This is a genomic window from Paraburkholderia sp. BR10882 (genome assembly GCF_040948855.1).
GTDB lineage: Bacteria > Pseudomonadota > Gammaproteobacteria > Burkholderiales > Burkholderiaceae > Paraburkholderia > Paraburkholderia nodosa_A.
On sequence record NZ_JBFPKP010000010.1, the window covers coordinates 192,676 to 207,026 of the forward strand.

At 63.3% G+C, this 14,351-nt stretch carries 12 protein-coding genes; 10 read left to right on the top strand and 2 right to left on the bottom strand.

Going from position 1 to position 14,351, the window contains the following annotated elements:
- Nucleotides 1–20: 20 nt before the first annotated feature.
- The 5 genes from AB3X99_RS24945 (at nt 21) to AB3X99_RS24965 (ending at nt 6,567) form a co-directional block, all read left to right on the top strand.
- Nucleotides 21–974: an alpha-E domain-containing protein gene (locus AB3X99_RS24945; protein WP_069267349.1), complete on the top strand. Its 954-nt coding sequence runs from the start codon at nt 21–23 to the stop codon at nt 972–974.
- A gap of 52 nt (nt 975–1,026) precedes the next feature.
- Nucleotides 1,027–1,827, top strand: a complete 801-nt coding sequence (locus AB3X99_RS24950; RefSeq protein WP_069267350.1) for a transglutaminase family protein — start codon at nt 1,027–1,029, stop codon at nt 1,825–1,827.
- Nucleotides 1,828–1,870: 43 nt separating this feature from the next.
- Nucleotides 1,871–2,752, top strand: coding sequence for a peptidase (locus AB3X99_RS24955; RefSeq protein WP_368618461.1), 882 nt, complete (start codon nt 1,871–1,873; stop codon nt 2,750–2,752).
- Between the two features lie 117 nt (nt 2,753–2,869).
- Nucleotides 2,870–4,567, top strand: a complete 1,698-nt coding sequence (locus AB3X99_RS24960; RefSeq protein ID WP_368618462.1) for an acid phosphatase — start codon at nt 2,870–2,872, stop codon at nt 4,565–4,567.
- A 584-nt stretch (nt 4,568–5,151) separates the two neighbouring features.
- On the top strand, nt 5,152–6,567 hold the full coding sequence (locus AB3X99_RS24965; RefSeq protein ID WP_368618463.1) for a sugar efflux transporter: 1,416 nt from the start codon (nt 5,152–5,154) through the stop codon (nt 6,565–6,567).
- 31 nt (nt 6,568–6,598) lie between these two features.
- Here the strand turns inward: AB3X99_RS24965 and AB3X99_RS24970 are convergent, their stop codons facing one another.
- On the bottom strand, nt 6,599–7,078 hold the full coding sequence (locus tag AB3X99_RS24970; RefSeq protein ID WP_069267354.1) for a hypothetical protein: 480 nt from the start codon (nt 7,076–7,078) through the stop codon (nt 6,599–6,601).
- A gap of 747 nt (nt 7,079–7,825) precedes the next feature.
- Here AB3X99_RS24970 and AB3X99_RS24975 point away from each other — a divergent pair.
- The 5 genes from AB3X99_RS24975 (at nt 7,826) to cyoD (ending at nt 13,579) form a co-directional block, all read left to right on the top strand.
- Nucleotides 7,826–9,370 (top strand): NADH-quinone oxidoreductase subunit M, encoded by a 1,545-nt coding sequence (locus AB3X99_RS24975; RefSeq protein WP_069267355.1) that lies wholly within the window; start codon nt 7,826–7,828, stop codon nt 9,368–9,370.
- Nucleotides 9,371–9,709: 339 nt separating this feature from the next.
- Nucleotides 9,710–10,597, top strand: a complete 888-nt coding sequence (cyoA, locus tag AB3X99_RS24980) for a ubiquinol oxidase subunit II (RefSeq protein WP_069267482.1) — start codon at nt 9,710–9,712, stop codon at nt 10,595–10,597.
- A gap of 7 nt (nt 10,598–10,604) precedes the next feature.
- Nucleotides 10,605–12,638, top strand: a complete 2,034-nt coding sequence (gene cyoB / locus AB3X99_RS24985; protein ID WP_368618464.1) for a cytochrome o ubiquinol oxidase subunit I — start codon at nt 10,605–10,607, stop codon at nt 12,636–12,638.
- Nucleotides 12,638–13,249, top strand: coding sequence for a cytochrome o ubiquinol oxidase subunit III (gene cyoC / locus AB3X99_RS24990; protein WP_069267357.1), 612 nt, complete (start codon nt 12,638–12,640; stop codon nt 13,247–13,249). The genes cyoB and cyoC overlap by 1 nt, the downstream gene beginning before the upstream one ends.
- Nucleotides 13,250–13,579, top strand: coding sequence for a cytochrome o ubiquinol oxidase subunit IV (gene cyoD / locus AB3X99_RS24995; protein WP_069267358.1), 330 nt, complete (start codon nt 13,250–13,252; stop codon nt 13,577–13,579).
- A gap of 113 nt (nt 13,580–13,692) precedes the next feature.
- Here the strand turns inward: cyoD and AB3X99_RS25000 are convergent, their stop codons facing one another.
- Nucleotides 13,693–14,343, bottom strand: a complete 651-nt coding sequence (locus AB3X99_RS25000; RefSeq protein ID WP_368618465.1) for an SGNH/GDSL hydrolase family protein — start codon at nt 14,341–14,343, stop codon at nt 13,693–13,695.
- Nucleotides 14,344–14,351 lie beyond the last annotated feature (8 nt).

The window sequence follows — 14,351 nt, forward strand, 5'->3', positions numbered from 1 at the left end:
GCACACCAAGAGGTTCGACCATGCTGAGCCGCACCGCCGATCATCTGTTCTGGATGGCCCGCTACATGGAGCGCGCGGAGAATACCGCGCGCATGCTGGACATCAATCTGAAGGCGCTCCTGCTGCCCGGCAGCGCGGACGCCGAGGCGCGCACGCATCGCGCGATGCTGCGGATCTCGGAACTGGAGCCCGCCTTCGATGCGCGACACGAGGAAACGACCAGCAGCAACGTGCTCAAATTTCTCGTCGCGGACCCAACGAACCCGTCGAGCATCTACTCGTGCCTGCAGGCGACGCGCGAGAACGCGCGTGCGGTGCGCGGCACGCTCACCACGGAATGGTGGGAAACAATCAACGACACGTGGTTGCAATTCGTCGAGCTGTTGCGCGGCGGTGAGCTGGAAGCGCGTCCCGATGCGCTGTTCGAGTGGGTGAAGTTCCGCTCGCATCTGTCGCGCGGCGTGCGCCTTGGCACGGCGCTGCAGGACGACGCGCTCTTCTTCACGCAGCTCGGCACATTCCTCGAGCGCGCGGACAACACGGCCCGCATTCTCGACGTGCGTTTCGTCGACGTGGAAAACGCTGACTCGCGCTCGGCCGCGCGTCAGCTCGAGGACTTCTACTACTGGACCTCGATTCTCGGCTCGGTTTCCGCGCTCGAAATCTATCGCAAGGTTTACCGCGACGTGGTGACGCCCGCGCGCGTGGTGGAGCTGCTCATCCTCAACCAGCAAATGCCGCGCTCGCTGCTGGCGTCGCTGGATGGCGTCTGCACGAATCTCGCGATGCTGCGCACCGATGGCTCTCGCGAAGTGGAGCGTACTGCGGGCAAGCTGCGCGCCGAGCTGCTTTATGCGGACCTGCGGCAGATCTTCTCCCTTGGCGTGCATACGTTTCTTACGCAGTTTCTCGCGCGCGTGTACGAGCTGGGCAATCAGGTGGCGCGCACCTATCTGATGTTGCCGGTCGGTTAGCGCGATCCCGCGCTCATCGAACTCCCAATCGCCTCGATGGAGGATTGACGTCATGCAACTCGCGGTCCGGCACGACACGGTGTACCGCTACGAAGCGCCCGTGCATTATTCGATCCAGCAGTTGCGGCTGTCGCCGCTCACCACGCCCACGCAGATTGTCAAGCAATGGCAGGTCGAAGCGCCGGGCAAGCTCGACGCGTGCCGCGACGCCTACGGCAACGCGCTGATGACGCTGGTGCTCACGCGTCCGCACAAGGAAATTCGTCTGCGCGTGCGCGGCGAAGTCGAGACCGTGGCATTGCCCGATGGCCGGCTGCCCGAAGGCGAGGGCATGGTGCCGATGCACCATTTCACTTCGCCGACACGCCTCACCGAAGCCGACGAGGCACTCACGGAATTCGCGTTCAGCCTGCCGTCGCTGGACGACACCGCGGCCGTACTCGACGCGGCGTCGCGCATCACGGAGCGCGTGCGCTACGAATCCGGCGTCACGGATGTGACACACACCGCGGCGGACGCGCTGGCGCTCGGCCGTGGCGTGTGTCAGGACCATGCGCATGTGATGCTGGCGGTGTGCCGCGCGCGCGGCGTACCGGCGCGTTACGTGAGCGGATATATCGACCCCGGCGACGTGCCCGAGATGGCGAGCCATGCATGGGTCGACGTGTGGCTCGACAACGGCTGGGTGACGGTGGACGTCACGCACGCATGTTTCGCAAGCGAAAAATATTGCCGGATCGCGGTGGGGCGCGACTATGACGCAGCCGCGCCGGTTCGCGGCCGCCGCGTGGGCGGCGCCGGTGAAACGCTCGATGTCAGCGTGCACGTGAGCGCGCAACAGTCGCAGCAATAGTTTTGCCGCTATAACAAAAAGAGCGGCGAGGTCAGGGAGGCGCATGACGTACTGTGTGGCAATGGCAGTGGATGAGGGGATCGTGTTTCTCGCGGACACGCGCACGAATGCGGGTGTCGATCACGTCAGCACGTCGCGCAAGATGGCCGTGTTCGAAGAGCCCGGCGAGCGTGTGCTCGTGCTGCTCGTCGCGGGCAATCTGGCTATCACGCAGGCGACGCTGCAGGTGCTGACCGAGCCGCAGGACGCGGGGCGCGCCACGCTCTGGAACGCGCCTTCCATGGTCGAGGCTGCGCGCGTGGTGGGCGAAGCCGTACGCGAGGTGCACCGGCGCGACGCCGAAGCGCTCAAGACTTTCAACGTCGACTTCAACTGCAGTTTCATTCTCGGCGGCCAGATCGGCGGCCATGCCATGCGCCTGTTCCAGATCTACGCGGCCGGCAATTTCATCGAGACGTCGAGCGTCAATCCGTATTTCCAGATCGGCGAATCGAAGTACGGCAAGCCGATCATCGACCGCGTGCTGACACCGGACACGCCGCTCGACGAGGCCGCGAAGTGCGCGCTCATCTCCATGGACTCGACGCTGCGCTCGAACCTCTCGGTCGGCCTGCCGCTCGACCTGCTCGTGTACGAGCGTGACGCGCTCCGTGTCACGCGATATGCGTCGCTCGATCAGTCGAATGCGTATTTCCAGATGATCCATTCGACGTGGGGCGAGCGGCTGCGCCAGGTCTTCGGTGAGATTCCCGATCCGCTCTGGACCGACGAAGGCGATGTGCCGCGCCACGAGCGCGCGACGTTGCCCAGCGCCCCGCGCGCCGCGCATGAGGGGCACGCGAGCGAACCGCGTCCCGCGCAAACGCTCGCGCAAGCCCAGCCGCAAGGCGCCGCAAGCGCGCCGCGTATGCCGCGCGACGGTTAAAAGGGCGGCTCGAGCGCTTCGTTTTTGCCTGGCCAACTGCGGAACCGGTATCCTGCTGCGTAATATTCGCGGTACGCCGCGCGCAATGCGCGTCCCCTCGACAATGGAGGCAGGCTGATGAAGCAGAACGACGAACCCAGGAACGGGCGTCCCGAAGAACCTTCCATTCCCGCCGGTCCGGACGATCCCGCGCGCCGCCGTGTGCTCGGCGGGCTGGCGGCGGTTGGCGTGGGCCTCGCGCTGGGCGGCTGCGAGACGCCGGCGCAGAGTGCGGCGGGCGCGCCGCGCAGCGCTGCCGACGCGCGCGTCGATGCCGCGTTGCGCGACCAGGTGCGCCAGATCGTCGTGATCTACGCCGAGAACCGCAGCTTCGTCAATTTGTACGGCAACTATCCCGGCGTGCAGACGCCGCTCGCGAATGTGAGCGCCGAGCGCTACGCGCAGCTCGATCGCGACGGCAAGACGCCGTTGCCGCAGTTGCCGAAGATCTGGGGCGGCCTCGTGCCCCAGGCGCAGGAGCTGGATGGCAAGCGCTACATGATCGCGGAGCATCAGATCACGGGTCTGTCCAACCGTCCGTTCCGGATTGTGGATACGCACGGCAATCCGCTGCCGAACGGCATCATCACGCGCGACCTGATCCATCGCTTCTATCAGAACCAGATGCAGATCAATGCGGGGCGCAACGACCAGTTCGCCGCGTGGGGCGACTCGGGCGGCCTCGTCATGGGCTTCTACGAGAACTCCGCGCAGACGCTGCGGCTCTGGAATATCGCGCAGCAGTACACGCTCTGCGACAACTTCTTCATGGCCGCGTTCGGCGGCTCGTGGCTCAACCACATCTTCCTGATCTCCGCGCAGGTGCCGCAATACGCCGATATCCAGACGAGCGCCGCCAGGCATCTCGCCTCCGTCGTGGAGGGCGACGATCCCACCGGTACGCGCCTGAAGGTCGCGCCGAACTCGCCGGCCTCGGCGCTCGACGGGCCGCCGAAGTTCGTGAACGACGGCCTCTTCACGCCCGACGGCTACGCCGTCAACACGATGGCGCCGCCGTATCAGCCGAGCAACGTGCGCCCGTCGGAAGACGGCAACCCGGCGCTCGCCGATCCGGCCAATCCGCGCGTGCTGCGCCCGCAGACGTACGCGACGATCGGCGACCGGCTCTCGGCGAAGGGCGTCGACTGGGCCTGGTATAGCGGCGCCTGGCAGTTTGCGCTGGACCATCAGGACACGGGCGCGGTGCCCGACTTCCAGTATCACCACCAGCCGTTCAACTACTTTGCCAACTTCGCGCCGGGCACGTCCGCACGCGCGCGTCACCTGCGCGATGCGGGCCTCGGCGACGATCCGTCGACCAACCGTCTGCTCGCGGATATCGACGCAGGGCGCTTGCCTGCCGTGACGTTCTACAAGCCGCAGGGCAACCTGAACATGCACGCCGGCTATGCGGACGTCGAGTCGGGCGACCGCCACATCACGACCGTGATCGAGCACATCCAGCGCGGCCCGCAATGGGCGAACACGATGATCGTCGTGACGCACGACGAGAACGGCGGCTGGTGGGACCCGGTCGCGCCGCCCTTGGGCGACCGCTGGGGTCCGGGCTCGCGCATCCCGGCGCTCGTGATCGCGCCGTTCGCGAAGAAGGGCTACGTCGATCACACGTTCTACGACACGGTCTCGATCCTGCGCTTCATCAGCCGCGTGCATGGCCTCGCGCCGCTCGACGGCGTGGCCGCGCGCGATCAGACGTTCCTCTCGCGGGAGCAGACTCCGCCCGGCGATCTCACGGCGGCACTCGATCTGGCCTGAGTGCTGCACGCACGGATGCATCGAGGGAGAACGGGCGGCGGCCGTCGCGAAACGTTTGCGCCGCCGCCCCGGGTTGCCCATCCGGAACGCAATTTGATGCATCCGCGACACAAGCGACGAACTCTCTATCCGATCAATGAGTTGGCGCGCTCGCCAGGCGGTTATCAACAGGTTTGTCACCAAAAACTGTGGACAACTTTGCTGCGCAAAAAACATGCATTTTTCATGTCGTTTGCGAGCTTCCCGTTTCCATTCAAGGACTTGATGCGGATGTCCAGAACTTGCTAACAGGGCTCTCAACAAAATCTGTGGAAAACCCTCCGCGCGTTTCCCCCCAAAACGCCGCCGCTGCAACAAACGGCAACGCTGCGCACAATCCGAATCGCATCAAGCACTTGGTGCAGTCGTCAAAGGGTTACGCACAAGGCTGTCCCCCGAAGTTGTGGATAGCGCACCCAGATGTTGATCGCTGCGGGCTCAACCTTGCACAGTGTGGGAGTTCGGCCCGATAATCGCCGTCGATATGGCCGTCGCGTGACCGCGCGTGCACGGGCAACTCTCTTCTCGCCACTACCCGCCGCGCCGTGCTCAAAAACTCGCGCTTTGCCGGTCTTCTGCGTATTCCTGGTTTTCTGCCACTCGCCGGCGCCACCCTGATGCTCGGCGTGGCGATGTCCTTCACCGCGCCTTATCTCTCGCTCTTCGGCGTCGAGCGCGCCGGCATGACGCCGTTCCGGCTCGGTGTGTTCATGACCGCCATTGCCACGAGCGGCGTGATCGCGAGCACCGCGGCGGGCCGCTGGAGCGACGCCACCGGCAAGCACCGAACCCTGCTGCTCGTCTCGCTGTGCGCGGCCACGCTCGGCTATCTCTGCCTGTGCGTCGTGCGCGATTACCGGCTGCTGCTGCTCGTGGGCATTGCGTTCATCGGCGCGGGCGGCTGCGCGCTCTCGCTCGTGTTCTCGTTCAGCCGTGCGGCGCTGCCCGCGAGCGACGACGCCGAGCGGACCTTCGCGAGCGCGACGCTGCGCACGATCCTTTCCGCCGCGTGGGTGTTCGGGCCCGCGGTCGGCGCGCTCGTGCTGGCGGCCACGAACTTCTACGGGCTCTTCCTGTTCGCGGCGGCGAGCTTCGCGGCTTGCGGCACGATCGTCTGGCGCATGCGCGAGCCGCGCCACGACGAACACGCCACGCAGCATCTGATGGCGCGTCCCACCGCCGGCGAAGTTGCGCAGGAGATCGATGCTCAGAGCGAGGCGCAGTACGAGGGCCAACCGCTCACGCAGGCCGAAGTGCAGCCGGGTGCGCCACGCGACCCCGCAACGCTTCCGGCGGCTAAGGCAACGGCAAAAGCGAAGGTCAGAGCGGCGCGCGCGCCGGTGCCCGCCGCCGAGGGTTCGCAGAAAGACATCATGCGCGCGATCGTTGCGCTCACACTCATCGGCCTGGCCGCCAATGCGACGATGATCGTGCTGCCGCTCTACATCGTCCATGGCCTGCAGGGCACGCGCATCGATGTGTCGATCATGCTCGGCCTCGGCGCGCTCATGGAGATACCGATGATGCTCGCGCTCGGCGCGCGCGCCTCGGTGCTGGACAAGTCATGGTGGCTGGCCGCCTGCGCCGTGGTGCATGCCGTCTACTTCGTCGCGATGTCGCTGGCGCCGGGCGTGCACGCGCTGATCCCGATGCAGATCCTCAACGCCTTCGTGGTGGCCGTTACGTCGTGTCTCGGCATGACGTTCGTGCAGGATCTGATGCCGTCGTCGCCGGGACGCGCAACGGCGCTGTTCTTCAACGCGTCGCGGCTCGGCTCGATACTGTCGGGCGTGCTTTCCGGCATGCTCGTGCAGGCGTTCGGCTATCGCGGCACGTTTCTTGTTTGCGGCGCGCTCGCGCTGTGCGCGCTGGTGCTGTTCGCCGTACCCGGCGAGCAGTATCCGAAGATGGCGCGTGCCGTGCGGCGTTATCTGCGTGAGCGTTCAGGCAAGCGGGATTGATTCATGCCGTGCGGCCCAGCCAGTGCCTGTGTCAGTGCATGTAGGTGACGCGGCGCGAGCGGTCGCTCAACCGCACGCCCGCGTCGAGCAGCGCGATGGCGAACCAGCGCGCGGTCTTGAGCATGCCGCTCACGCTCGGCATCGGCAGCCAGTCGTTGAGCAGTTGCACGGCGGCCTCGCTGCGCGTGGACTGCAGGAGCGCGATCACCTGCAGCAGCGAGCCTTCGTCCTTCGCGAGTTCGGAGGCGCAGCGGCAGCGCGTATCGAGCGGGCGGCACGAGGCGCGGCACAGGGTGCCCATCAGCAGATCGAAGTAGCCGAAGCCTTCGCCGCCGAGCCCCGCGTCGGCGAGCACGCCGCGCCAGCTTTCGGCCTTGCCGTAGGCGTCGCAATGCGGTCGCAGCCAGGTGCGCACGGCGCGCAGGACGGTCTGCTCGGCGGTGTCGGGATGATGGACGAAGGTGTCGTCGATCAGCGTGTCATTTCTCGCGAAAGGGGTGGTGTAGTTCATGGAGCCTCCGGTCCCGCACAAATCATTCGGGTGGTGCCGGGTCGTCCGGCATGGGCTGTATTCTGGGACAAATGGCGGCTAAATGCAAATGATTCTCATTTGTAAAAATGAGTCGCTGCGCAAAGGCGGCCTCGCACACCCAGTAAGGGACTGTTCCATCCAGCGCCCTTAATTGCGGGGACACAAGCCGTTAAAGTGCCGGCCATGCGTGTTCCAGTGTTCTGGCGCAACGTGAGAGTTGGCCCCGGCCTCATGAAGGCCGGGGCTTTTTTTTGCACCGCGCAAGGGCGCGCGGGGCGGGCCTGGCACGCGTTGTGGAGGGCGCCGGGGACCTGACTTCGATGCATAAGTCATTGAACCGAAAGAAACAAGTAAGGTATTATTTCGGCCGCGCAGCGTGACAGCGTGCCGCGCGTCATGGCGCCCAGAAGGTCGAAAGCGCTGCTTTCGCGATCAAAAATGGGTGGTAACAGCCCGTTTGTTGTTTTTTCTCTTAGTACGTTATTGAATAAAAACAATGACTTGCGTCAATCTTAGATCCGGCCCGTGTTGTTGCGCTGCAAAACTTCCGTATTCCGTTTACCCTCGTTAACCCTTGAACGTGTGTTGCATTTCGCCTCGTCGCTGACAAATACATTACAGCCAGCCTGGTTCGATTTTCACCCCGCGTCAATCTTTCAAGTTGCTTGCGTACCTGAACGTGCGCCGTGGAAGCTATTTGCTCCGCATTTTTGAGGTCCTGTTGAAATGCAATCCGTTCCATTCCTGAGTCTGGCGATCTGGATTCCCATCCTGTTCGGCGTGGCCGTGCTGCGCCTCGGGTCGGATCGTCATCCGCAGCGTGCCCGTTGGCTGTCGCTGGTTGGCGCCGTCGTCGGTCTGCTGCTGACCCTCCCGCTCATCGCCGGCTTCGACAACCACGCGGCCGGCATGCAGTTCGTCGAATTCCGCGACTGGCTGCCTGAGTTCGGCGTGGCGTGGCGACTCGGGATCGATGGTATTTCGATGTGGCTCGTGGTGCTCACCGCGTTCACGACGCTCGTGATCGTGATCGCTTCGTGGGAATCGATCACGGTGCGCGTCGCCCAGTACTTCGGCGCGTTCCTGATTCTCTCGGGCCTGATGGTCGGCACCTTCGCCGCGACCGACGGCATGCTGTTCTTCGTGTTCTTCGAAGCCACGCTGATCCCGCTGTACCTGTTGATCGGCACGTGGGGCAATGCCCGCCGCACCTACGCCGCGGTCAAGTTCTTCTTCTTCTCGCTCGCCGGCTCGCTCTTGATGCTGGTGTCGATGCTGTACCTCTACAGCCAGTCGCACACCTTCGACATGTCGGTGTGGCACAACCTCACGCTCGGCTTCATCCCGCAGATCCTCGTGTTCATCGGCTTCTTCGCGGCCTTCGCGGTGAAGGTCCCGATGTGGCCGTTTCACACGTGGCTGCCCGACGTCCACCTCGAAGCGCCGACCGGCGCGACCGTGATGCTGGCCATGCTGAAGCTCGGCGGCTACGGCTTCCTGCGTTTCACGCTGCCGATCACGCCCGACGCTGCGCACTTCTTCGCGCCGGCGATCATCACGCTCTCGCTCGTGGCCGTGGTCTACTCGAGCCTGCTCGCGCTCGCGCAGACCGACATGACCAAGCTGCTCGCGTACTCGACGGTCGCCCACATGGGTCTCGTCACGCTGGGCCTCTTCCTCTTCAACCAGATCGGCACCGAAGGCGCGATCGTGCAGATGATCTCGTACGGTTTCGTTTCGGGCGCGATGCTGCTCTCGATTGGCGTGCTGTTCGACCGCACGAAAACGCGCACGATCTCGGCTTACGGCGGCGTCGTCAACGTGATGCCGCGCTACGCCACCTTCATGATGCTGTTCTGCATGGCCAACCTCGGCCTGCCGGGCACGTCGGGCTTCGTGGGCGAGTTCATGGTCATCATGGGCGCGATCCGCGTGAACTTCTGGGTCGGCGCGATCGCCGCGACGACCGTCATTCTGAGCGCGGCGTACACCCTGTGGATGTACAAGCGCGTGATCTTCGGCGCTGTGGCGAACAAGGGCGTTGCGAAGCTGGCCGACATCGGCCGCCGCGAAACGCTGATCTTCGCTTCGCTCGCAGCGTTCGTGCTGGCAATCGGCCTCTACCCGAAGCCGATGACCGACGCGATCGAACTGTCGGCGGCGAACCTCGTCACCCAGGCCGGTCGCAACAAGCAACCCGTCGACGAAGCAGCGCCTGCTGACGCAGTGCGAGCTGGCACGGACGTTCGTGCTCAGCACTCGCCGACGTGATCACTGAAGATTGACGGCGCAACCAACGCGCCGCATCGCCTCCGGGCGCTGCGGCGCGTTGTTGCGTCCAAGGGTTTTCGAATTTTGAGATTCGAGAAGTAGCCGCGGCGGGCCGCTGTCAAGGGCAGAGCAGGGCGCGACGTGCGTGTGTTTCCGAGGCGCGACAAACCTCGCGAACACATGCGACAAAGTGTCTCAATCTTCTTTTGACAAAGGTCATTTTCCACATTCATTGATTGCGAAATATCAAAGCGGCTGTATGATGCGGGCGCGCTTCCTTTGTCGGATGTCAGGGGACGCGTCCGGAACTATTCAATGAATGAATTTCAGGCAAACGTGATGAAAAGAACGACCTTTCAAAGGTTACTGCTTCCCATCAGCGCCGGATTGGCCTTGTGTCTTTCCGGATGCAACATGGAGCTCCTTGACCCCAAGGGAAGTGTGGGCGTGGCGGAAAAGCAGCTGATTGCGACCTCCACATGGGCCATGCTGATTGTTGTGATCCCCGTGATCGTCCTGACGCTGTGGTTTGCGTACCGCTACCGCGCGTCGAATCGTAGCGCCACGTACGACCCGAAGTGGTCGCATTCGACGGCGATCGAAGTCGTCGTCTGGACCATTCCGACACTGATCATTCTGTTCCTCGCCGTGCTCACGTGGAAAACCACGCACGAGCTCGACCCCTACAAGCCGCTCGAATCGAACGTCAAGCCGATCAACGTCGAAGTTGTCGCGCTCGACTGGAAGTGGCTGTTCATCTACCCCGATCTCGGTATCGCGACGGTGAACCAGCTGGCCGTGCCCGTTGGCACGCCGGTGAACTTCAGCATCACGTCGGATTCGGTGATGAACTCGTTCTTCATCCCGCAGCTTGGCACCCAGGTTTACGCGATGGCCGGCATGCAGACGCGTCTGCACCTGATCGCCGACCACGCTGGCGACTACGCCGGCCTCTCGGCGAACTTCAGCGGCAAGGGCTTCTCGGACATGAAGTTCCGCACCCTCGCCACCAGCCAGCAAGACTTCGACGCGTGGGTCCAGAAGGTGAAGGCGTCGCAGACGCAGCTTTCGATGGATCAATACGCGACGGTCGCACAGCCGAGCGAGAAGGCTCCGGTGGAGTACTTCTCGACGGTCGACCCGAAGCTCTTCAACAACATCATCGCGAAGTACAACAACGGCCACGTCACGAATTTCAGTGACCCGTCGTGCGTGACCAAGGGGTAAACCAGGCATGTTCGGAAAACTTACACTGGACGCCATTCCGTATCACGAGCCGATTATTCTCGGCACGATGATCGGTATGGCCGTCATCGGCGCATTCGTGCTCGGTGGCATCACTTACCTCGGTAAGTGGAAATATCTTTGGACGGAGTGGCTGACGAGCGTCGACCACAAGCGTCTGGGCGTGATGTACATCGTGCTCGCCCTCATCATGCTGCTGCGCGGCTTCGCCGACGCGATCATGATGCGTACCCAGCTTGCGCTTGCGTACAACGCGCCGGGTTACCTCCCGCCGCACCACTACGACCAGATCTTCACGGCTCACGGCGTGATCATGATCTTCTTCATGGCCATGGCTTTCATGGTCGGCCTGATGAACATCATCGTTCCGCTGCAGATCGGCGCACGCGACGTCGCGTTCCCGTTCCTGAACTCGCTGTCGTTCTGGATGACCGCAGTCGGCGCCATCCTGCTGATGATCTCGCTCGTCGTGGGTGAGTTCGCAATGACGGGTTGGCTCGCGTATCCGCCGCTTTCGGAGCTTGCGTACAGTCCGGGGGTAGGGGTGGATTACTACCTGTGGGCGCTGCAGATCTCCGGTGTCGGCACGCTGCTGACCGGCGTGAACTTCTTCGTCACCATCATCAAGATGCGTGCCCCCGGCATGACGATGATGAAGATGCCGGTGTTCACGTGGACGGCACTGTGCACGAACGTGCTGATCATGGCCGCGTTCCCGATCCTGACGGTGACGCTCGCGCTGCTCGGCCTCGACCGCTACATCGGCACGCACTTCTTCACGAATGACGGCGGCGGCAACGCCATGCTGTACCTGAACCTGATCTGGGCCTGGGGTCACCCTGAGGTGTACATCCTGATCCTGCCGGCGTTCGGTATCTTCTCGGAAGTTGTCGCGACGTATGCCAGGAAGCCGCTGTTCGGCTACAAGGCAATGGTCTACGCGACCTGCGCGATCATGGTTCTGGCGTTCGTCGTGTGGCTGCACCACTTCTTCACGATGGGTTCGGGCGCCGATGTGAACGCGTTCTTCGGTATCGCCACGATGATCATTTCGATCCCGACGGGCGTGAAGATCTTCAACTGGCTGTTCACGATCTACCGCGGCCGCCTCGAGTTCAACTCGGCGGTGCTGTGGACGATCGGCTTCATGGTCACCTTCACCATCGGCGGCATGACCGGCGTGATGATGGCGATCCCGGGTGCGGACTTCGTGCTCCACAACTCGCTGTTCCTGATCGCGCACTTCCACAACGTGATCATCGGCGGTGTGGTGTTCGGCTATCTCGCCGGCATGAACTACTGGTTCCCGAAGGCGTTCGGCTTCAAGCTCAACGAAAAGCTCGGCAAGCGCGCGTTCTGGTTCTGGCTCTCGGGCTTCTATGTCGCCTTCACGCCGCTGTACGTGCTGGGCTTCATGGGCGCAACCCGCCGTCTGAACCACTACGACAATCCGGCATGGCATCCGTGGATGATCATCGCGTGGGTCGGCGCCGTGCTCGTGGCAATCGGTATCGCACATCAGCTGCTGCAGCTGTACGTCTCGATCCGCGACCGCAACCTGCCGGAAAACCGCGACTTGACGGGCGATCCGTGGGGTGGCCGTACGCTGGAGTGGGCGATCTCGTCGCCGCCGCCGTCGTATAACTTCGCGATCATTCCGCAAGTGAGCGAACTCGACGAGTTCCAGCACCTGAAGGACACCGGCCGCGAAACCGTGGACGTCGCGAACACGAAGTACACCGACATCCACATGCCCTCGAACACGAGCGCGGGTCTGTTCATCGGTCTCTTCAGCCTGGTGCTCGGCTTCGCTGGCATCTGGCACATCTGGTGGCTCATGATCGCTGGCTTCGTCGGCATTCTCGCGACGGCTATTGGCTACAGCTTCCAGAAGAACGAAGGCTATTACATCCCGGCCGCCAAGGTTCGGGCAGACGAAGAAGCGCGCGAGCGCGCACTGGTCAAGGCGTTCGCCGACAAGCAACGCAATGGCAAGGTTGAAGCAGCACTGGAGGCCAACTGATGTCGACGCATACTAGTGCGGCCGCACACGCGGAGCACGATCACCACGATCACCCGCCGTCACACTCGGTGTTCGGCTTCTGGCTGTACCTGATGACGGACTGTATTCTGTTCGGCTCGCTGTTCGCAGTGTTCGCCGTGATGCAGAACCAGTTCGCAGGCGGCCCGACGGGCAAGGACCTGTTCGACATTCAGGGCGTCGCGATGGAAACGGCAGTGCTGCTGCTGTCGTCCATCACGTACGGTTTCGCGATGATCGGCGCGCACAAGCAGCGCAAGGGTCAAGTGTTCGTCTGGCTGGCGATCACGTTCCTGCTCGGCGCAACGTTCCTGTATTTCGAACTGCACGAATTCGCGAACATGATCGCCGAGGGCAACGGTCCGCAACGCAGCGCGTTCCTCTCGTCGTTCTTCACGCTGGTTGCCACCCACGGTATCCACGTGACGATGGGCATGATCTGGATGGTCGTCCTGATGGTTCAGGCCTTGAAGGCGCCGGTTCTGGGCGAGCGTGAAATTCGCCGCCTGACCTGCCTGAGCCTTTTCTGGCACTTTCTGGACATCGTCTGGATCTGCGTGTTCTCCTTTGTCTATCTTGCGAGCGTGATCTAAATGAGTGCTCATCCTATCCATGAAGAAGAAAGCCACGGCAGCGTAGGCAGCTACCTGGTTGGTTTCGTCCTGGCGGTGGTGCTCACGGCCGCTTCGTTCTGGCTCGTGCTGCATGGCGGCTTTTCGCGCGAAACCGCGCTGCTCGGCCTCGCCGTGCTGGCAGTCGTGCAGATCCTGGTTCACCTCGTGTTCTTCCTGCACATGAACACGTCGTCGGGCCAGCGCTGGAACGTGACGGCATTTGGCTTCACGGTGTTGACGGTCCTGATCGTGGTCGTCGGCACGCTGTGGGTCATGCACAACGTCAGCATGAACATGATGTCGCGTTAAGCGTTCATCGTTGCTGGACTTGCGCTTCGCCCGCTGCGGGTGAAGCGCAAAAGAAAAACGCCGCCAGGCCTTCGGGCCGGCGGCGTTTTTTCTTTTTGCAGCCCGATGTGCGCTTATGCGCCGAAGCGCTGACGCACGACTTCCGCGACGGCGTTGCCGAGCCGGTGGTGTTGCGAGGCTTCGTAGTGAATGCCGTCGGTGGGGCTAACAGTGGCGAATTCGCCGGCGTCGAGAAACGCCGAGCCGTATTTGACGGCTACCCGCTCATAGAGCGGCGCAAGCAGGCGCGATTTCGCGGCGCCCCCCGTGAAGATATCGCCGAGAAAGCCAATCTCTTCGATCGGCACCGGCGACATGAGCAGCACATGCGGCGTCGAGCCGCCCGGACCCGCGCGGCACGCGACGAGCGTTTCGAGCAGCACATCGACCGAGTTCGCAATGTCGGTGGGCGTGACGGAAAAGCGTGTCTTGAGGTCGTTGGTGCCGAGCATCAGCGCGACCACATCGACGGGCAACTGGCTTTCGAGGCATGGGCGCAGATAGGCGAGACCGTTCTTGTGCCGGCCTTCGATGGGATCGTCGTGAACCGTGGTGCGCGCGGGCAGGCCTTCCTCGATGATCGCCCAGCCCGGCCCCAGCGCCTCGCGCAGCACGCCGGGCCAGCGGTCGGCGGGGCCGAATCGCTCGGACACACCGGGCACGGTCAGCGGCTTCGTGCCGTGCGTATTGGAATCGCCGTAACAGAGCAGGGTGCGTGACGTCATGGGTTGCC